This window comes from Pseudaminobacter sp. Soil_N_29 (assembly GCF_057656055.1).
In genome coordinates this window covers 1-17,030 of sequence record NZ_JBDGLC010000012.1, presented here as the reverse complement: position 1 = coordinate 17,030, position 17,030 = coordinate 1, and the positions used below count along the sequence as shown (strand labels likewise).

21 protein-coding genes and 1 pseudogene are annotated in these 17,030 nt (G+C 62.9%); 7 read left to right on the top strand and 15 right to left on the bottom strand.

Annotated features, from left to right (window positions below):
- Positions 1-58 precede the first annotated feature (58 nt).
- The 4 genes from AC3A4H_RS22145 to AC3A4H_RS22130 all read right to left on the bottom strand — a co-directional run bounded on the left by AC3A4H_RS22145 (position 59) and on the right by AC3A4H_RS22130 (position 2,666).
- Complete coding sequence (locus tag AC3A4H_RS22145) at positions 59-1,147, bottom strand: class I SAM-dependent methyltransferase (protein WP_487768645.1); 1,089 nt, start codon at positions 1,145-1,147, stop codon at positions 59-61.
- Positions 1,144-1,998: a prolipoprotein diacylglyceryl transferase gene (lgt, locus tag AC3A4H_RS22140; protein ID WP_487768644.1), complete on the bottom strand. Its 855-nt coding sequence runs from the start codon at positions 1,996-1,998 to the stop codon at positions 1,144-1,146. Before lgt ends, AC3A4H_RS22145 begins: the two co-directional genes overlap by 4 nt.
- Positions 1,999-2,109: 111 nt before the next feature.
- Positions 2,110-2,406, bottom strand: a complete 297-nt coding sequence (locus AC3A4H_RS22135; RefSeq protein WP_487768643.1) for a type II toxin-antitoxin system RelE/ParE family toxin — start codon at positions 2,404-2,406, stop codon at positions 2,110-2,112.
- Entirely contained in the window at positions 2,403-2,666 is a 264-nt protein-coding gene (locus tag AC3A4H_RS22130; RefSeq protein ID WP_487768642.1) for a type II toxin-antitoxin system ParD family antitoxin, read from the bottom strand. Before AC3A4H_RS22130 ends, AC3A4H_RS22135 begins: the two co-directional genes overlap by 4 nt.
- A 151-nt stretch (positions 2,667-2,817) precedes the next feature.
- Between AC3A4H_RS22130 and AC3A4H_RS22125 the strand changes: the two genes are divergently transcribed.
- The 4 genes from AC3A4H_RS22125 to AC3A4H_RS22110 all read left to right on the top strand — a co-directional run bounded on the left by AC3A4H_RS22125 (position 2,818) and on the right by AC3A4H_RS22110 (position 5,672).
- Entirely contained in the window at positions 2,818-3,141 is a 324-nt protein-coding gene (locus tag AC3A4H_RS22125) for an accessory factor UbiK family protein (RefSeq protein ID WP_487768641.1), read from the top strand.
- 326 nt (positions 3,142-3,467) lie between these two features.
- A complete protein-coding gene (locus tag AC3A4H_RS22120) occupies positions 3,468-3,968 on the top strand; it encodes a type III secretion system chaperone family protein (protein WP_348777654.1) in 501 nt (166 codons plus the stop codon).
- Positions 3,969-3,978: 10 nt separating this feature from the next.
- A complete protein-coding gene (locus AC3A4H_RS22115) occupies positions 3,979-4,338 on the top strand; it encodes a tRNA-binding protein (protein WP_487768640.1) in 360 nt (119 codons plus the stop codon).
- Positions 4,339-4,493: 155 nt separating this feature from the next.
- Complete coding sequence (locus AC3A4H_RS22110; protein WP_487768639.1) at positions 4,494-5,672, top strand: TMEM43 family protein; 1,179 nt, start codon at positions 4,494-4,496, stop codon at positions 5,670-5,672.
- A 19-nt stretch (positions 5,673-5,691) separates the two neighbouring features.
- Here AC3A4H_RS22110 and AC3A4H_RS22105 read toward each other — a convergent pair whose 3' ends face one another.
- From AC3A4H_RS22105 to AC3A4H_RS22095, 3 genes are all read right to left on the bottom strand, one after another.
- Positions 5,692-7,104 (bottom strand): ATP-binding protein, encoded by a 1,413-nt coding sequence (locus AC3A4H_RS22105; protein ID WP_487768638.1) that lies wholly within the window; start codon positions 7,102-7,104, stop codon positions 5,692-5,694.
- A 273-nt stretch (positions 7,105-7,377) separates the two neighbouring features.
- Positions 7,378-8,097, bottom strand: coding sequence for a response regulator (locus tag AC3A4H_RS22100; RefSeq protein WP_348777650.1), 720 nt, complete (start codon positions 8,095-8,097; stop codon positions 7,378-7,380).
- Complete coding sequence (locus AC3A4H_RS22095; protein WP_348777649.1) at positions 8,084-8,617, bottom strand: MarR family winged helix-turn-helix transcriptional regulator; 534 nt, start codon at positions 8,615-8,617, stop codon at positions 8,084-8,086. Before AC3A4H_RS22095 ends, AC3A4H_RS22100 begins: the two co-directional genes overlap by 14 nt.
- Positions 8,618-8,880: 263 nt before the next feature.
- Here AC3A4H_RS22095 and AC3A4H_RS22090 point away from each other — a divergent pair, with 263 nt between their 5' ends.
- From AC3A4H_RS22090 to AC3A4H_RS22080, 3 genes are all read left to right on the top strand, one after another.
- A complete protein-coding gene (locus tag AC3A4H_RS22090; RefSeq protein WP_348777648.1) occupies positions 8,881-9,774 on the top strand; it encodes a branched-chain amino acid aminotransferase in 894 nt (297 codons plus the stop codon).
- A gap of 153 nt (positions 9,775-9,927) precedes the next feature.
- A complete protein-coding gene (locus AC3A4H_RS22085) occupies positions 9,928-10,215 on the top strand; it encodes a hypothetical protein (RefSeq protein WP_348777647.1) in 288 nt (95 codons plus the stop codon).
- Positions 10,216-10,389: 174 nt separating this feature from the next.
- Positions 10,390-11,031: an MBL fold metallo-hydrolase gene (locus AC3A4H_RS22080; protein ID WP_487768637.1), complete on the top strand. Its 642-nt coding sequence runs from the start codon at positions 10,390-10,392 to the stop codon at positions 11,029-11,031.
- Between the two features lie 28 nt (positions 11,032-11,059).
- On the opposite strand, the gene pqqE is transcribed toward AC3A4H_RS22080, so the two are convergent.
- The 8 genes and pseudogenes from pqqE to AC3A4H_RS22040 all read right to left on the bottom strand — a co-directional run.
- Positions 11,060-12,181: a pyrroloquinoline quinone biosynthesis protein PqqE gene (gene pqqE, locus AC3A4H_RS22075; protein WP_487768636.1), complete on the bottom strand. Its 1,122-nt coding sequence runs from the start codon at positions 12,179-12,181 to the stop codon at positions 11,060-11,062.
- Entirely contained in the window at positions 12,178-12,474 is a 297-nt protein-coding gene (pqqD, locus tag AC3A4H_RS22070; RefSeq protein ID WP_348777644.1) for a pyrroloquinoline quinone biosynthesis peptide chaperone PqqD, read from the bottom strand. Before pqqD ends, pqqE begins: the two co-directional genes overlap by 4 nt.
- Positions 12,474-13,229, bottom strand: coding sequence for a pyrroloquinoline-quinone synthase PqqC (gene pqqC, locus AC3A4H_RS22065; RefSeq protein WP_487768635.1), 756 nt, complete (start codon positions 13,227-13,229; stop codon positions 12,474-12,476). The genes pqqD and pqqC overlap by 1 nt, the downstream gene beginning before the upstream one ends.
- Positions 13,226-14,164: a pyrroloquinoline quinone biosynthesis protein PqqB gene (gene pqqB, locus AC3A4H_RS22060; RefSeq protein ID WP_487768634.1), complete on the bottom strand. Its 939-nt coding sequence runs from the start codon at positions 14,162-14,164 to the stop codon at positions 13,226-13,228. The genes pqqC and pqqB overlap by 4 nt, the downstream gene beginning before the upstream one ends.
- A gap of 120 nt (positions 14,165-14,284) precedes the next feature.
- Positions 14,285-14,380 (bottom strand): pyrroloquinoline quinone precursor peptide PqqA, encoded by a 96-nt coding sequence (locus AC3A4H_RS22055; protein WP_348777641.1) that lies wholly within the window; start codon positions 14,378-14,380, stop codon positions 14,285-14,287.
- Positions 14,381-14,855: 475 nt separating this feature from the next.
- A complete protein-coding gene (locus AC3A4H_RS22050; protein WP_487768633.1) occupies positions 14,856-15,713 on the bottom strand; it encodes a substrate-binding domain-containing protein in 858 nt (285 codons plus the stop codon).
- An 8-nt stretch (positions 15,714-15,721) separates the two neighbouring features.
- Complete coding sequence (locus tag AC3A4H_RS22045; protein WP_348777639.1) at positions 15,722-16,246, bottom strand: c-type cytochrome, methanol metabolism-related; 525 nt, start codon at positions 16,244-16,246, stop codon at positions 15,722-15,724.
- 153 nt (positions 16,247-16,399) lie between these two features.
- Positions 16,400-17,030, bottom strand: a pseudogene (locus tag AC3A4H_RS22040) (PQQ-dependent dehydrogenase, methanol/ethanol family); the annotation flags it as partial.

Below are 17,030 nucleotides of genomic sequence, written 5' to 3'. Positions count from 1 at the left end.
GCTTCAGCCGCCGCCCTCGGTCGCGAGGATGGGACAGTGGGGCAGCCGGTTGGCCAAGTCAATGCGCCTGTTCGAAGGGCGGGACGGCAACTCCCGGCGGCGTGACGGCCAGAACCTTGAACAGATTTCCCATGGCATCCGGGCCGGCCAGGCGCTCAACTTCGCTGTGGATTCTTTCGCGGCCGGCGGTGTCCGCATTGGCGCCCAGCAGACCGGCGCGCTCCAGCAGCCCCATGCCGAGCAGGAAATCGCCCTGGGTGGCGAGGTGCGCGTCGAGGCCATGGCCGCGCGCAGCCTGCGCGAGCGCGTGGAAATCGACATGAGTGGTGAGGTCGGCCAGGCCGGGATTTTCCAGCACGTCCTCGTAGCGGTGCTTTCTCAACGCCTGCAGCGTGTCGCCGACGCCGGGTATCAGGTAGCCGTAGTCGATGAACAGGCCGGCGCCGCCATCGGAGGCAATGCGCCCGGCGATGGTTTCCATGAGTGCGCTGCGTGCCGGCGCGAGTTCGACGATTGCGCCTTCCGCGGCGCCGGCGGCGTCCGGCGGCAGGAGGACTGGATCGAGCGAGCCGGCACCGGCGACGAACTGGAGGTTGCCGGCATCGTCGAGAGCAACGGCGCGCTCGCGCCAGGCATTGCCCGCGCGCACGAACTGGCGCACCGGGATGGCGTCGAACAGCTCGTTGCCGACGATGAGCAGGGGCAGCGGCGCAAGCGCCTCGATGTTTCGGACCCATTCAACCCGCGCAGGCGCGCCAGCCAGCGTAGTCCGCTGCACTTCGGTGAGCCGGGGGCTGGTCTCCACCATGACAACGGAAGCCTGCGCCAGAAATCCAGGATCGAGCTTCGCCAGCGTGCGCAGCATGTCCTTCATCAGCGTGCCGCGGCCGGGGCCGATTTCGGCCAGGATGAAGGGGGAGGGGTGGCCGACCGCTTCCCACGCCGTGCGCAGCCAGACGGCGACAAGTTCGCCGAACATCTGGCTGATCTCGGGGGCGGTGGTGAAATCCCCCGCGATGCCGAAAGGCTCGCGGGTGGTGTAGTAGCCTTCCTGCGGGTCGAACAGGCAAAGCGCCATATACTCGGCGACCGTGACCGGTCCGCCGGTGGCGATCTGGGCTGCTATGCGTTGCTTGAGCTTGCTCATGCCGTGCTGGGCGCCGTGTTGACGGGCTTGGCCCTGAGCATTGCCCAGATGCCGATGAGAACCATGGGGACCGAGAGCACCATGCCCATGGTGAGCCAGCCGCCGAACAGATAGCCGATCTGCTGGTCAGGCTCGCGGAAGAACTCCACGAAGATGCGCGAGGCGCCGTAGCCGGCCACGAAGGCGCCGGAGACGAAGCCAGGCGATTTCAGCTTGAGGAAGCTGTGCGTAAGGATGCGCAGCACCAGGAACAGCACCAGCCCCTCCAGCGCCGCCTCGTAGAGCTGGCTGGGATGGCGGGTGAAGGGACCGCCGGTGGGAAACTCGATGGCCCATGGCACGTCCGTTGGCCGACCCCAGAGTTCGGAATTGATGAAATTGGTGAGGCGCACGAGGCCAAGCGCAACCGGCACGCCGGCGGCGATGACGTCGAACATCGTCCAGACGGAGATGCCGCGCGAGCGCGCGAACAGGATGATCGCCAGCACCGTGCCGAGAAAGCCGCCGTGGAACGACATGCCGCCCTGCCAGACGGCGAAGATGTCGAGCGGGTGCTCCAGGTAGCGAGCCAGATCGTAGAACAGCACGTAGCCGATGCGACCGCCGAGCACCACGCCGGCCGCCGCCCAGACGATGAAGTCGTCGAGATCCTCGGGCTTCATCGGCAACCTGCCGTCGGGCCAAAGCCTCGGGTTGGTGACCAGCCGCTTGCCATACCACCAGGCAAAGAGGATGCCGACAATATAGGCGACGCCATACCAATGGATAGCCAGCGGCCCGATCTGGACGATGACCGGATCGATGTTCGGAAACGGCAGGGCGGCCAGCGGCAGGGCGAGATAGGTGCTCAAGTGAAACTCCCGTTCGGGAAGGGCGGTTCAGGCGCGGACCATGCGGCAGGCTTTTGGCAGGGTCAAGGCAAGCGTGAGGTGAGCCAGGCCGACTCAAGGGCAAATGGTTCACTATTCGGGGAAGAGAAGCCGTTCGTAGTCCATTGCGCCGTGAAGGATGTGAATGATTTGCACCGCGTCGTCCTCTACACGGTAGAAGATCAGATAGTTGCCGTGAACCCGGCGGCGGATGCCTGTTGCTTCGTGATCGGGCAAGAGGGGGTAGGCAAACGGCATGTCGCCGAGTTGCTTGCAGCGATCATAGAGTTCGTCAACGAACGACTCTGCGCGCGATGCATTGTGCTCCTTGATGGCGAGGCCGATGTTGAGCATGTCAGCCCATGCGGTTTCCGTAAGGACGACCCTCATTCGGAAGCGTCGCCTTTCGGAAGATTGAGCCGGGCACGCAGGCGCTCAAAAGCTTCGTCTATGGGGATGACCCGCCCCGCTTCGGCGTCGGCAATGCCTCGCGCAATGGCCGCGTCTAGCGCGGCGAGCTTCGTCTCGCGTTCCTGGATGAGGCGCACGCCTTCGCGCAGCACCTCGCTCTTGGAGTTGTAGCGGCCGCTTTTCACCAGCTGGTTGACGAATTCCTCAAGCGGTGCGCCAAGATCGGCACTGATGGCCATGGCTGGCTCCCTTTGTTGGTAATGCAAATTTAATAACTGTTATCGTTTGCGGCAAGCGATGGAAGCCGGTGTCATCTGTGCTTGCCGGCCAGCGGTCTTGCATTCGCTACGCTGCGGCACTACGTCGAAATTGCAACAACGAGGTGCTGCCATGTCAAACGGTCCGAACCGCATTCTGGATGAATTTGCAAAGCTTGTGACCGACGCTGCTGGCGCGGCGCAAGGGGTGCGCCGAGAGATGGAGACTGCCTTCAAGAGCCAGGCCGAACGCGTGCTGAACAGCATGGACGTGGTGCAGCGCGAGGAGTTCGAAGCCCTGCGCGAGATGACCCTGAAGGTGCGCGCCGAGAACGAAAGGCTTGCCGCCCGCGTTGCGGAACTGGAGGCGAGATTCTCCGCCACTGCCGAAGAGACGTCGGAAACTTCTTCCGAAAGCGTAGCAAAACGCGCCGGAAAGACTTCATCCAAGAAATAATTCGTTAACCTTATCCACAACGCGCTGTTCGGAAAAAGCGCTTTCGGCTGAATCATTTATCCGGCTTCCATAAGTTTTTGATTCAGCCGCTTTCCACACCCTTGTGGCGCGTCCGGCAAAAAGGGGCTGGTAACGCGACTCTGCATCAATACACTGAATTTGTTGCATGATTCGAAGCCGTCTCATGCGCCGGGCGGTGGGGGTCCGGTTCAAGTGTTCCTGTGTTGATCTATCCTGCCGACTGATTTCTAGAAAATAGCATGTGTTCGCGTGTGCCCGTCCCGCGGAGCCATCAGTTGTGCTCCGAAAACGTCAGGAAGCATTTTATGGAACTTGTCGAACTGGAATTCGCACGCGATATCCACCCGGTGGATGTGATCGAGCAGGTCGCGAACAACAACGAATGGTCGTTCGAGCGCACCGGTGACGACGAGATCGCCATCTCGGTGACCGGCACGTGGACCGACTACCACGTCTCCTTCTCGTGGATGGAGGATTTCGAGGCGCTGCATCTGGCCTGCGCCTTCGACATCAAGGTGCCCGAAACCCGGGCCGTCGAGATCATGCGGCTCTTGTCGCTTATCAACGAGCAGTTGTTGTTCGGCCATTTCGACCTGTGGGAGCAGGAAGGCGCGATCATGTTCCGCCAGTCGCTGCTGCTTGCGGGCGGCGTCGAGCCCACCAGCCAGCAGGTCGAGGTGCTGCTTTCCTCGGCGCTCGAGGCCTGCGAATGCTATTTCCAGGCGTTCCAGTTCGTGGTCTGGTCGGGCACATCCGCGCGGGACGCGCTGGCGGGCGTTCTGTTCGAGACCCGCGGCAACGCCTGAGCGGATTGCGATGACTGCGCACGGCGAAAGAAAGCCCGAGATCACCTTTGCGGATTTCGACCGGGTGGACATCCGCGCCGGCACCATCGTCGAGGCCGAGCCGTTTCCGGAGGCCCGCAAGCCGGCGTTCAAGCTGAAAATCGATTTCGGCCCTGAAATTGGCGTTAAGAAGTCCTCCGCCCAGATCACCGAGCACTATTCGCTCGAGACGCTGGTGGGACGCCAGGTATTCGCGGTTGTGAATTTCCCGCCGCGCCAGATCGGCAAGTTCATGTCCGAGGTTCTCACGCTCGGTTTTCCGGATGAGCAGGGCGACGTCGTCCTCGGCGCCATCGAGCGGCCCGTGGCGAACGGCAGCCGCCTTTTCTGAGCAGAATGAGGCGGCTTCGATACGCCGCCATTGCTGCATTCACACTTCCTAAAAAGCCTTGAGGCTACCGAATTGCCGCCGGGTCGAAGTACAGGCGGCAGTGGCAAGTAATCGAGGCGGCCATTTGCCTGCCTCTTGCTGTTTGGGGGAAGCAGGTGAGCGACAGCATTGTAAAGACGACCTCGGTTTCGTGGTTCGAGCGCATCAAGCAGTCGGTGCTGGGTGCGTTGATAGGTTTCATTCTGGTTCTGGGTGCGGTGGTGCTGCTGTTCTGGAACGAGGGGCGCACAGTCACCACCGCACGCTCGCTGGCCGAAGGCGCCAGCGCCGTGGTGACGGTTCCGAGCGCGGAGATAAACGCCGCCAATGAGGGCAAGCTTGTCCATATCTCCGGCACGGTGACGACCGACGAAATATTGGCCGACGAGGAGTTCGGCATAGAGGTCGAGGGTATCCGGCTGGTGCGGACGGTGGAGATGTATCAGTGGCACGAGAGCACCAGCGAGGAGACCAAGAAGACGCTGGGGGGCGGCGAGGAAACCGTCACGACCTACAGCTATTCGAAGGCATGGTCGGACGAGCCGATCGATTCATCGCGGTTCGAACAGCCGGCGGGGCACGACAACCCTTCGATGGAACTCGAGTCCGACGTGTTCCAGGTCTCCGAGGCTCGGATCGACGCCTTTGCCCTGGATGACACGGTTCTGGACGAGATCGGCGGCGGCCAGGCGCTGAAGCTGTCTTCGGACCAGCAGCGCGCGATTGAGGCGGCCTGGTCGGGTTATGAAAAGGTGACGTTTGCCGATGGCGGCATCTATCTGGGCGACAACCCGAAGAAGCCGGCCGTGGGCGACTACCGCGTCCGCTTCGAACTGGTTCCGCTCGGTCCTGTCAGCGTGGTCGGCAAGCAAACCGGCAATGCATTCCAAGCTTACCAGACCAAAGCGGGAGACAGGCTGCTGCTGGTGGAGAGCGGATCCGTTGCGGCGGACACCATGTTCGCCAATGCCGCCAGCGAGAACAAGCTGCTGAGCTGGATCATCCGCGCGGTCGGGCTGGTCGTGCTGATGATCGGCTTCGCGATGATGATGCAGCCGCTCGGTGTGATTGCCGATGTCATTCCGCTGCTTGGCGACGTGGTGCGGCTGGGAACGGGGCTTGCGGCCTTCCTGTTCACCATAATCGTCGGCACCGCGACGATCGCCATTGCGTGGTTCTACTATCGTCCGTTGCTCGCGCTGGGCGTCCTGGTCGTGGTCGCTGCGATAACGGTTGCTCTCGTGCGCTTCTTCAAGGCTCGCAAGAAACCGGCGGCCGCGCCGGGCGTCGCGTAGGAAGGGCAGGGTGCCGGACTTACGCCGGCACCCGGATGATGACGCGCAGGCCGCCCAGCGGACTGCCATCCAGCAGTATGTCGCCGCCATGGCTACGGGCTATGTCGCGGGCGATCGAAAGGCCGAGCCCGGTGCCGGTGGCGTCGAGGTTGCGGGCTTCGTCCAGTCGAACGAATGGCTTGAAGACCTCTTCGCGCTGCTCGGGCGGGATGCCGGGGCCGTTGTCGTCGACAACTATGGTCAGCGAGCCGCGCGTGTGGGTGGCGTTGACGCGCACCTGGCTGGCATAGCGGAAGGCGTTGCCGACCACATTGGAAAGCAGGCGCGTGAAGGCGTTGGCTCGCACGAGCACGACGCTCTCGCCGGTCAGCGAAGTCGAAAGCTCTCGCTCGCGCAGCTTGGCTTCCTCGCCGAGCTTGGCGAAATAGACTTCGAGGTCGAAACGACCCGGGGCCTCGGAAGCCTCGCCGCGGGCGAATTCCAGATAGCCCTCCAGCATCGACTGCATGTCGTCGATGTCCTGGTTCAGCGCCTTCAGGTCGGGCTTCTTGCCGGAAAGCGCCAGCTGCAGCTTGAAGCGAGTGAGGATGGTGCGCAGATCGTGGCTGACCCCCGTCAGCATCGCCGTGCGCTGCTCGATCTGGCGTTCGATGCGTTCTCGCATCTGGATGAAGGCGAAACCGGCGCGCCGCACCTCGTCGGCGCCGCGCGGGCGGAAGTCGCGCGGCATCGGCCGGCCCTTGCCGAAGCTTTCGGCCGCCTCGGCAAGCTGCAGGATCGGCTTGATCTGGTTCCTGAGGAAGGGGATGGCGATCATCAGCAGCACCAGCGACGTGCCCACCATCCAGATCAGGAAGATATGGGTGTTGGACGCATAGGCCTGGCTGCGGCGCACGAAGACCCTCAGCACCTTGTCCTTGAGCTGTACGCGCACCTCCACGATGTTGGAGTTGCCCACCGTGTCGATCCAGAAGGGACGGTTGATCTGCTTGGTGATCTCCGACGACAGGATCTGGTCGAGGATGGAGAAGAACGGCTTTGGGCCGGGCGGCGGCAGCGGGTCGGGCGGCAAGAGGTCGATCTTCAGCGCCAGCCGGTCCTGGGCGATGCGGATGACGTTGGCGTAGTCGTCGTCATGCGGAAAAGTCTCGATCATGTCGATGATGGCCGCGATGTCGCGGGTGACCGCCTGCGACAGGCGCAGCGTCACCGTCTGCCAGTGGCGCTCCATGAAGACGAAGGCCACCACCGACTGCAGCAGGATCATCGGCGTGATGATGATGATGAGGGAGCGAGGGTACAGGCGCTTGGGCAGATAGAGCGACACCAGGCGCCAGAACCTGTGCCAGTGCCTGCGCATGGAAACCGCCGCGCGGTGGGTGCGGGCGCGGTAGCTGTCGTTTTCCGGATCGTTCAATTCCGATGTCGCCATCTGCTCTTCCGTCGCCTGCCCTGGCGCGGGCGCGTTTCGGTGGAATGCTCCATGCGGTATACGCTGAACGGACGACCTACAAGCAAAACAGTCGCCTTGGGGAGCCGAGGAGGGTCGTTGCCCTTCTTTTCGATCGCGCCGCCGCGCGACACGCTTCATGCTGCGCCCGCGAAGGGTTCTATATAGTCCGCAAGCCTGTTGCTCCAAGCGGCAAATGGAGCATTTTGTCGGCGGTGGCCGGGGCGAGGCCCCGCCTCGCCAGGCCGACGGCTGCTATTCGACGCTCAGGCGATAGCCGATGCCGCGCACCGTCTGGAGCCAGACCGGGTTGGAGGGGTCGCGCTCGATCTTGCGCCGCAGGCGGTTGATCTGCACGTCGATGGTGCGCTCGCCCACTTCGGACTCCTCGCCCACCAGTTCGTGGCGCGGAATGGTCTCGCCGGCGCGCTCGGCGAAAATCGCCAAAATCTCCTGCTCGCGGTCGGTGAGCTTCAGAAGCTCGCCGCCCTTCTTCAATTCGCGCCGCGCGATCTGGAAGGTGTAGGGCCCGAAGACGATCTGCTCGAGCTTCGGCGTGGTCTGCGGCCCGCCCCGGCGCAAGATGTTGTTGATGCGCAGGATGAGTTCGCGCGGGTCGAATGGCTTGGGCAGGTAGTCGTCGGCGCCGGCCTCCAGCCCGGTTATGCGGCTGTCGGTCTCGGAAAGCGCCGTCAGCATGAGGATAGGAACTTCCTTTTCCTCACGCAGCGCCTTGGTGAGCTCGACACCGGTTTCGCCCGGCATCATGACATCGAGGACAATCAGGTCGAAATCGAGCCCGGCGAGCTTGCGCCGCGCTTCTGCCGCATTTCCGGCAACGGTGATGCGGAAACCGTTTTCGGTGAGATACTGCTTCAGCAGGTTGCGAATGCGAGTATCGTCATCGACAACCAGAAGGTGCGGGGCGTCATCGTCCGGCACCGTCGGCGTTTCGGAAATCTCATTCGTCTCCATGGCCTTTTCCTGACGTATTTCCAGGCAGATTGTCAATCTGCGCTCTCAATTCGGGGTTGACCATCGCTTTAAGAAACCGCTCGATCCCCTCGCGCTCGGTCGCTGAAGACTCGCCCAATGCCGCAAGGATGCGGCGTGACTGTGGCCGCGCCAGATCCAGCATCAGGGCGCGGCCCTTCTCGGTGGGATAAAGTTCGCGCTGGCGCCGGTCGCGCGGGCCCGGAACCTGCACGATATGCCCGGTGTCGATCAGCTGCTTCAGCACGCGGGCAAGGCTTTGCTTGGTGATCTTCAGCACGTCCAGCAGCTCGGCCACGGTCAGGCCGGGCATGCGGTTGACGAAGTGCAGAACGCGGTGATGGGCGCGGCCGAAGCCGTATTCCGCCAGCATCTGGTCGGGATCGGAGGTGAAATCGCGATAGGCGAAGAAGAGCAGCTCGATGATGGCCAAATCTACGCCGTCCTCGTTGGTGAGGGCGGTTCTGATGGGGATGGCATTCGAGCCTTTACGATCCGTCATGGCAATTCCTGCAAGACACTCTCAAATTTATGTCAGCCTTGTTGACATATTTTAGGGCCGATGGTAATTTTTGCCAAGCTTTACGGCCGATTGCGAACGAAAAGGCAAGCCGCAGCCGCTTCAGGCGGAATTTCGTGCATTTGCCTATCCGGTCTTATCGGCCTACGCTTCAAACTACTAGCGGCCCATGGGGCAGGACCCCTGGCGGCTGACGAATTTCGAACAGTGAAACGGGTGCGGGCGAGGCCCGCCGGAGGTTTATTATGGCATCAGTTCCCTTTGATCAGCTTGACGGCTTCATCTGGATGGATGGTGAGTTCGTCAAATGGGCCGACGCCAAGATTCACGTACTTACGCACGGTCTGCACTATGCCAGCGCCGTGTTCGAAGGCGAGCGCGCTTATGGCGGCGAGATCTTCAAGCTGACCGAGCACACCGAGCGCCTGCATGAATCGGCCCGTGTACTGGGCTTCACCATACCTTATTCCGTGGCCGAGATCGACGAAGCCTGCCGCCAGCTGTTGAAGAAGCAGGGCTTCAAGGACGCCTATGTGCGCCCGATCGCCTGGCGCGGCAGCGACTCGCTCGGCGTCTCGGCCCAGCACAACCGCATCCATTGCGCGATCGCCATCTGGCAGTGGCCGAGCTATTTCGACCCGGCGCAGAAGCTGAAGGGCATCCGCCTCGACATGGCCGAATATCGCCGCCCCGACCCGCGCACCGCGCCCTCGCATGCCAAGGCCTCGGGCCTCTACATGATCTGCACGCTTTCCAAGCATGCCGCCGAGGCCAAGGGCTATGCCGACGCGATGATGCTCGACTGGCGCGGCCGTGTGGCCGAAGCCACCGGCGCCAACATCTTCTTCGTCAAGGACGGCAAGATCCACACGCCGGAAGCCGACTGCTTCCTCAATGGCATTACCCGCCGGACGGTGATCGGCCTGGCCCGCGCCCGCGGCTTCGAGGTGATCGAACGCGCCATCATGCCGGAAGAGCTGGAGGGCTTCGAGCAGTGCTTCCTGACCGGCACCGCCGCAGAAGTTACGCCCGTTTCGGAAATCGGGCCTTACAATTTCCAGGTCGGCGAAATCTGCAAGACCTTGATGGAAGACTACTCGGCAGCAGTCCAGCCGAAGCAGGCCATGGCGGCGGAATAAGAGTATATTCGCGCCAAATCGCGAGAAGTGAAGACGGGCGGCCTCAAGGTCGCCCGTTTTATTTTGGCGCAGCCTATTTGAATTTCCCCCGATTGAGCGTCTGATGAGCAGGTCGGGTCGAGCGAGTCGGCCTTACTGTGGGAGGGAATGTCTATGGAAGCACTTCTTCCGATCATCATACAGTTGGTAACCGGCGCCATTGGCGGGCTTGGCGTTGGTGCTGGGCTGAAACAGGTAGCGATGAGTGCGGCAGTAAAGGTCATCTCCGGTGCCGTGGGCGGCGTGGTCGGCGGCCAGCTCGTCACCAAGGTGCTTTCCGATCCGAATATTGCAGGCGCGATGTCGGGCGCGCTTGGCGATGCGGTCGGCGGGCTTGTCGGCGGCGGCGTGCTGACGGCGATCGTAGGCATGGTGATGTCCACGATGAACAAGCGGGCCTGAGCAGCCGGAACAACACTCGTTTCAAGCAGGCGAAACGCGCTCCCGCTTTGGAGCTCTTCGATGGACGGCCCTGGTGCCGTCCATTTTTCGTTGGCGGCGGCTGATTGAAGCCCCGGCGGTGGACGCTGCGGCTGTTCGTGCCTAAATGAGCACCGCACAGACGAAAGGAATGCCATGGGCCAGCTCAACGCCGGGATCGTGCCTGTCACGCCCTTCCAGCAGAACTGCACGATACTGTTCGACGCCGACGACAAGTCCGGCGTGGTGGTGGACCCGGGCGGCGACGTCGACAGGATTCTCGCCGCGATCAAGGACAACGGCATCAATGTCACCGCGATCTGGCTGACGCATGGCCATATCGACCATGCCGGCGGGGCAATGGACCTGAAGGACGCTCTGGGCGTCGAAATTGTCGGGCCGCACGAGGCAGACCGCATGCTGCTGGACAATCTGGAGACGCAGGCGGTGCGTTTCGGGCTGACGGGTGCCGTGCGCAACTGCGTTCCGGACCGGTTCCTGACCGAAGGCGAGACGGTTTCCTTCGGGGAACATCAGTTCGAGGTGCTGCATTGCCCCGGCCATGCGCCCGGCCACGTCGTCTACTACAATCGCGCGGCGAAGTTCGCGCATGTCGGCGACGTCCTGTTCCACGGCTCCATCGGCCGCACCGACCTTCCGGGCGGCGACCATGACGCGCTGATCCGCTCGATCAAGGAAAAGCTGCTACCGCTGGGCGACGACATCGGCTTCATCTGCGGGCATGGGCCCGGCGGCCGCTTCGGCGAGGAGCGCCGCGGCAATCCGTTCCTGGTCTGAACTGCAATTTCTTCTCGCGCGGCCTGCCTCACACCGGTTCGCGGACAGGGGCGATGCGCCGATACACGAAGGTAGTGTTGGTGCTGTCCGACCCCGCGGTCGCCAGCGCTTCCTCGACCAGCTGCGCCATTCTGGCATGAAGCGGCGACTTCACGCAGGCCGGGTCGGTTGCGGCGGCATCGCCGGCGATCGCCATGGCCTGGCAGCGGCAACCGCCCCAGTCTATCTCGCGCCGCTCGCAGCTGCGGCAGGGCTGCTGCATCCAGTCGGTGCCGCGAAACGCGTTGAAAGCCGCTGAATCGTTCCAGATCTCGCGCAAGGTGCGGTCGCCGAAGCGCTCGAAGCTCAGCCAGGGAATGGTCTGCGCCGCGTGGCAGGGCAGCACCGTGCCGTCCGGCGCCACCATGAAGGCGTCGCGCGCCCAGCCGCCCATGCAGGGCTTGGGATAAATGGCGAAGTAGTCGGGCGTGACATAGTCGATGTTCATGATGCCGCGCAGTCGCTCGCGCGCCGCCTCGACGATCTCGGTCTGCCGGTCCACGGCCTCGCGGCTGGGCATCAGCGCGTTTCGGTTGAGAAGCGCCCAGCCGGAATATTGCACATTGGCGATTTCCAAGCGCTCGGCGTCGAGCGACAGGGCGAGCTCGATGAACTCGCCGACCTGATCGATGTTGTGCCGGTGGATGGGCGCATTGATGGTCAGCGGCAGGCCGGCGGCGCGCACGAGCCTGGCCGTCTCCAGCTTCTTCTCATGCGCGCCGCGATAGTTGCTGATGCGCTGGGTGGTTTCGGGCCGGGCCCCCTGGATGCTGAGCTGCACGTGGTCCAGCCCCGCCTCAGCCAGCGCGCGGATGCGGCCTTCGGCAATGAGGACGCCGGCGGTGATGAGATTGGTGTAGACGCCGCGCGAAGCAAGCCGCGCGACCATCTCTTCGAGGTCAGGGCGCAAAGTCGGCTCGCCGCCGGAGAGGTGAACCTGCAGCACGCCCAGATCGGCGGCTTCGTCGAACAGGCGCAGCCAGGTCTGCGTGTCGAGTTCCCGGTTGGCCTTGAGGAGCTCGAGCGGGTTCGAGCAATAGGGACATTGCAGCGGACAGCGATGCGTCAATTCGGCGAGCATGCTGACGGGGGGGAAATACGTGGCATTCATGGCGTCACCAGAAGGTTGTCGGTCCACTCCTGCAGGAAGGCGATGACATCGGCGGCCAGTTCTTCCTCTTCAGCGTCATATTCGAGGGCCAGTGCCTCGATGATGGCGCCGACAGTGGTCTTCCCATCGCATCGCCGCAAAATGTCGAGGCTGGCATCGTTGGGCCAGTATATCCGCTCCGGCGAGAGCAGGGCCCAGGCTTGCCGCACAGGGTCAAACCGCAAATGCACGTGGTGCGGCAGTGATGGCATCGACTGGACCGATATAGTGTTTCGTTGGTGCATGGCCAGCATCAGACTGTCTCCGGCCTGAAGGCGCCGGGCGGGATATGGCCCGGCTCGACATAGGCGTGCATGAGCGCGTCGAGCATCGCCCACAGGACGTCGCATTTGAATACAAGGGCGTCTATCGCCGCCTGCTGCCGCTCGGGCGTGTCGGCATGCTTCAGCACATAGGCTAGCGCGAAGTCGGAATCGCGCGACGCCTGCTCCGGCCTCTTGTCGAAATAGGACAGGATGTCCTTCGTTACGTAGTCATAGCGCGCCAGCATTGCCGGCACGCGCTCGCCGATGATGACGGGCGAAAACAGCTCGGTGAGCGAAGAGGCGACCGCCTCCAGCAAGGTGCGGTTGGCGCAGAAGGTCAGATAGGCGCCCACGGCAAAGCGCGTGGCGGCCAGCGCCAGCCTTTCGCTCTTGACCGCCTCGGCGGGGAGGCCGAGCCCGGTGGCCAGCTTGAGCCAGCGGGCGATGCCGCCGCTCCAGCCGTCCTCGCCGTCGTGATCCTCGATGCGCTTGCGCCACTCGGCGCGGAAGGCCGGGTCCTCGGCGCGCGCAAGGATCGCGGCGTCCTTGCGCGGGATCACCGCCTGGTAGCAGTAGCGGTTGAGCGCCCATGCCTGCATCTGGGCCTTGGTCAGCAGGCCGGCGGTCATGAGGTGATGGAAGGGATGCAGGTTGTGATAGCGCTCCGCGCCGACCTGGCGCAGCACTGTCTCAAGCTCGCGGGCGCTTAGGCCGCCCCTGGCCACATTGCTGAAATCGTTCACAGGCGGATCTCCATGCCGTCGCAGCCGATTTCCCACCCGGCGGCGCGAACCAGCTCGTACTCGACCGAGCTTTCGTCCAGCACCGGGTTGGTGTTGTTGATATGGACAAATATGCGTCGCCCGATCGGGACGCCGGCGAGCTGGCTGATGGAGCCGTCCTCGCCGGACATGGCGAGATGCCCCATGCGGCCGCCGGTCTTCGGGCCGACGCCGGCGACCAGCATCTCGTCATCCGTGTAGAGCGTGCCGTCGAAAAGCAGGCATGTTGCCCCGGCAAGCCTCGTGCGCAGCTCGGGATCGATCCGCGCGCAGCCTGGAATGTAGAACAGCGAGCCGGAATTGTTGCTTGCGGCGAGGCGCACGGCGACGGTGTCGCCTGCTTCAGAACCGTAGTTATCTTCGGGGCGGCTCGGATCCTCCAGGTAAAGCGCGACCTTGCCCGGCACTGAAAAGGCCTGGACATAGAGGCCGGTCTCCCGCCCTTCGGCGTCCCTGATTTCGAATTCCTCACCTTCCTGAAGTTCGCGGCGAGGGACGAGAGCGGGATCGAGCACGTTGAAGACCGGATTGTCGCGAAGGGCGGCCAATACCCGCCCGGTGGCGTATATGGCGAAGGGCTGGCGCTCGCGCAGGCTGAGGAGCCCGGCTATGTGATCGACATCGCCATTCGTGAGCACGACGGCGCTGATCGGGGTCGAGCGCGGGCCGTTGCCTGCCTGGGGCTGGAGTTCAGGCGTGTCGGCGATCTGCTGGCGAATGTCGGGCGATGCGTTGAACAGAACCCAACGCTTGCCGTCGGCCGAGGCCGCCAGGCTGGACTGGGTGCGAGGCCTGACGCCCACGACGCCCGCCCGCGCGGCGCGGCTGAGATAGTGGTTGCAATTCCACTGCGGAAATCCTCCGCCCGCTGCCGATCCGACGATCTTCACGCGCATCGCAAAAATCCCGTTTTTGAGGGGCTGTGGCCAGACGATACCGGAGGTGTTGCAGCTGAGGGCCGGGCCGGACTGAACTTGGCGCGTGCCCACCGGCTGGCGGGCACGCGCCCTCGCTGCTTACTTCTTCGGAGTGATCTCAGCCGGCAGATAGCGAGAGATTTCCATGCCTGCCGCTACCTGGCACATGCTCGGCTTTGTCCAACTCTTCTTCATGATCTTCTCCTTTTCATCGACCCTTTCAAGGAGGGCCGTCTCCTTCCCTTGGCCAATGCCGTGGCACCGTAGTGCATTGGCCATGTCCATCGTGGAAATGGACAAATGAACGAGGTGGTCATGAAATGATAATCAAAACAACGATTTACGCGTCTATCGGCCAATCGCGCCGATGCGATGGCGGCGTGCGCCTGTTACAGGCCGCCCGACGCCGAGGCACAAAAGCAAACCGTCATATCCGCTTAAATATAGTGCACTCGCCGCGTTTTTCAGCATTCGCAACCTTATAATTGCGGAAATAATTCGCTGCGCGGGGTTCCTGGGGCGTTCTCCAGAGCGCTTGCCATCTCCGTGGCCTTCTGCGCGCGACGGAAACACGGTTGATGCGTGAATGCCGACGCGGCCCGAAACAATCATTTTCTTTCGTCGCCTCCCTGTTGTTGCCAGCCGAGAGGGGCCTGGCCTTTCCTGAAAATCATTGCGTGATCAAATTGTCGCGTTCATCAAGCAGGGGCACCTGGTACTCGAGCAAGAGCTTGTTGATCTCGCCCTGGTTCTCCTGGATGAAGCGGTTGAGCGAGCGTTTCCACTCCTGGTCGGACGGGCGCACGCCCATGGTGATGCGATAGGTCATGCGCGAACCGTTTTTCTCCTTGACCAGCGGAACCACGACGAGATCGGCGTTGGCCTTGTGGGCGAAGTAGCCGGCCATGGGCCCCCAGAGGATTGCGACATCGATCGTTCCGGCCACGAGGTCCTGGATCATGGTTTCGCCCACGGGCGGCGTCGAGCGCGAGTCCACCACCAGCGGGTAGGCCTTGGCAGCATCCATCAGCTTGGCGGCGGCCATGTTGGTGGAAGGCGGCGTGCCGCCGACGACGCCGATCTTCTTGCCGGCGAGCCTCGGGTCCTCGATCGTTTCGACGCCCTCAAGCCCGCTGCCCTTCTTGAACACGAGCGAGTAGGTGGAGCGATAATAGGGGTTGGTGTTCTGCACCAGCACGTCGCCCTGGGCATAGCCGATGATGACGTCGCAGCGATTGGCCCGCAACGTGTTGCGCACGAAGCCGGTGGCCATGGGATACCAGGTGTAGCGGACCGACTTGCGTCCCAGTTTCGGCGCCATCATTTCGGCGAGCTTGTTTTCGAAGCCTTCGCCGGACTGGTTCGAGAAGGGCATGTTGGAAGGATCGGCGCAGACGCGCAGTACCTCCGGATCGACCAGTTCGCCGGCCGCGCCGAGGCCTGCGCCCTGCGCAAGCGCTGCCGCGGGCAAGCTGCATGCGAGCATCAGAGCCGCGGTGATCTTTCGGAGCCCCAAAATCCTGCCCATGACCATGCTCACCCACCCATGCACGAGTCTTCGTGTTCCGTTGCGCTCTTGGGCTTGGGGGCCTTCTTTTCGGGGCGGCCACGCGGCAGGTCGCCCACTGCGCGCGCGCGAAGATAGATGTAGAGGTCGTCTATGTAGCAATAGACGTTCTTGTTGTCGCCAAAGGCCGGCATGACGCTTTCCTGGCCGCCGCTGACGTTCCTGCGCCCCTCGGCGACCGTCGCGATGAAGGTGCCGTAGTCCATCGTCTTCAGTGAATCGGCCAGCGCCGGCGCGTAGGACGAACCGACGCCATCAGGCCCATGACAGACGTGGCAATCGGAATGATAGCGGCGATAGCCGCTGAAAGTGTACCAATCGACGGTGCCGTCGGGCTGAATCTTGAAGGTCGGGTTTCCATCCGCGTCGAAATATTTTCCGTCTTCCTCGGACACCGCTGCTGCCTTTTTTGCATCGTCTGCCAGCGCCGGGCGGAGGCAGGCCAAAGGCAGAACGGACAATGTCAGGATCGAAAGGGCGATGCGAGCAAACATTCAGAACCTCGTGTCGTGGCGCGCTGCGACGCAGGATGCTTCGATTTCAATGCATGATGGAGAAGAGACATGGAGAGCCCGGAGCCAAACGTTCCGGGCTCTCATTTCCGCATCCTGCTTGGGCAAGATGCTCACTAGCACTTTCCGGGCCTATCAGTCCGGAAGACCGAAGACGGTCAGCTGGCCGCCCAGTGCGGTGTAATCGGCCAGTCCAGCATAGCCGCCGACGGCGCCGAGGCCGGCCGTGTTGACGGCCTCTTTCTCGGTGCCTTGTGCGCGGCCCTGGTCGACTGCGCCGTGCCAGGCCTTGGCGTTCTCGGGCGACAGGAGACCGCCCGCCAGACCTATGCCGGCCCAGCCGCCGACACCCGAGTACACGGCAATGTACTGCTTGCCCTTGTGCTCGTAGGTGGTGACGTTGCCGATGATGCCGGACGGCGTCTTGAACTTGTAAAGTTCCTTGCCGTTCTTATCGACCGCCTTCAGGTAGCCTTCCAGCGTGCCGTAGAAGATGACATCGCCGGCAGTGGAGAGCGCACCCGACCAGACCGAGAACTGCTCAGGCTTCGACCAGACGATCTCGCCCTTTGCAGCATCCCAGGCAATGAAGTTGCCCATGCCGCCATGCTCGCCGGGACCCGGATACATCGACACGGTTGCGCCGACATAGGGCTGACCGGCAGTGTAGCTCACCCGGTAGGGCTCATAGTCCATGCAGACATGGTTGGTCGGCACGAAGAAGAGCTTGTCCTTGGGCGAGTAGGTGGCCGGCTGCTGGTCCTTG

Excerpts from the sequence above, each read along its gene's own strand:
- AC3A4H_RS22145 (WP_487768645.1), bottom strand. The coding sequence starts at position 1,147 with ATGAGCAAGCTCAAGCAACGCATAGCAGCCCAGATCGCCACCGGCGGA.
- AC3A4H_RS22135 (WP_487768643.1), bottom strand. The coding sequence starts at position 2,406 with ATGAGGGTCGTCCTTACGGAAACCGCATGGGCTGACATGCTCAACATC.
- AC3A4H_RS22130 (WP_487768642.1), bottom strand. The coding sequence starts at position 2,666 with ATGGCCATCAGTGCCGATCTTGGCGCACCGCTTGAGGAATTCGTCAAC.
- AC3A4H_RS22125 (WP_487768641.1), top strand. The coding sequence starts at position 2,818 with ATGTCAAACGGTCCGAACCGCATTCTGGATGAATTTGCAAAGCTTGTG.
- AC3A4H_RS22120 (WP_348777654.1), top strand. The coding sequence starts at position 3,468 with ATGGAACTTGTCGAACTGGAATTCGCACGCGATATCCACCCGGTGGAT.
- AC3A4H_RS22115 (WP_487768640.1), top strand. The coding sequence starts at position 3,979 with ATGACTGCGCACGGCGAAAGAAAGCCCGAGATCACCTTTGCGGATTTC.
- AC3A4H_RS22105 (WP_487768638.1), bottom strand. The coding sequence starts at position 7,104 with ATGGCGACATCGGAATTGAACGATCCGGAAAACGACAGCTACCGCGCC.
- AC3A4H_RS22100 (WP_348777650.1), bottom strand. The coding sequence starts at position 8,097 with ATGGAGACGAATGAGATTTCCGAAACGCCGACGGTGCCGGACGATGAC.
- AC3A4H_RS22095 (WP_348777649.1), bottom strand. The coding sequence starts at position 8,617 with ATGACGGATCGTAAAGGCTCGAATGCCATCCCCATCAGAACCGCCCTC.
- AC3A4H_RS22090 (WP_348777648.1), top strand. The coding sequence starts at position 8,881 with ATGGCATCAGTTCCCTTTGATCAGCTTGACGGCTTCATCTGGATGGAT.
- AC3A4H_RS22085 (WP_348777647.1), top strand. The coding sequence starts at position 9,928 with ATGGAAGCACTTCTTCCGATCATCATACAGTTGGTAACCGGCGCCATT.
- AC3A4H_RS22080 (WP_487768637.1), top strand. The coding sequence starts at position 10,390 with ATGGGCCAGCTCAACGCCGGGATCGTGCCTGTCACGCCCTTCCAGCAG.
- pqqE (WP_487768636.1), bottom strand. The coding sequence starts at position 12,181 with ATGAATGCCACGTATTTCCCCCCCGTCAGCATGCTCGCCGAATTGACG.
- pqqD (WP_348777644.1), bottom strand. The coding sequence starts at position 12,474 with ATGCTGGCCATGCACCAACGAAACACTATATCGGTCCAGTCGATGCCA.
- pqqB (WP_487768634.1), bottom strand. The coding sequence starts at position 14,164 with ATGCGCGTGAAGATCGTCGGATCGGCAGCGGGCGGAGGATTTCCGCAG.
- AC3A4H_RS22055 (WP_348777641.1), bottom strand. The coding sequence starts at position 14,380 with ATGAAGAAGAGTTGGACAAAGCCGAGCATGTGCCAGGTAGCGGCAGGC.
- AC3A4H_RS22050 (WP_487768633.1), bottom strand. The coding sequence starts at position 15,713 with ATGGGCAGGATTTTGGGGCTCCGAAAGATCACCGCGGCTCTGATGCTC.
- AC3A4H_RS22045 (WP_348777639.1), bottom strand. The coding sequence starts at position 16,246 with ATGTTTGCTCGCATCGCCCTTTCGATCCTGACATTGTCCGTTCTGCCT.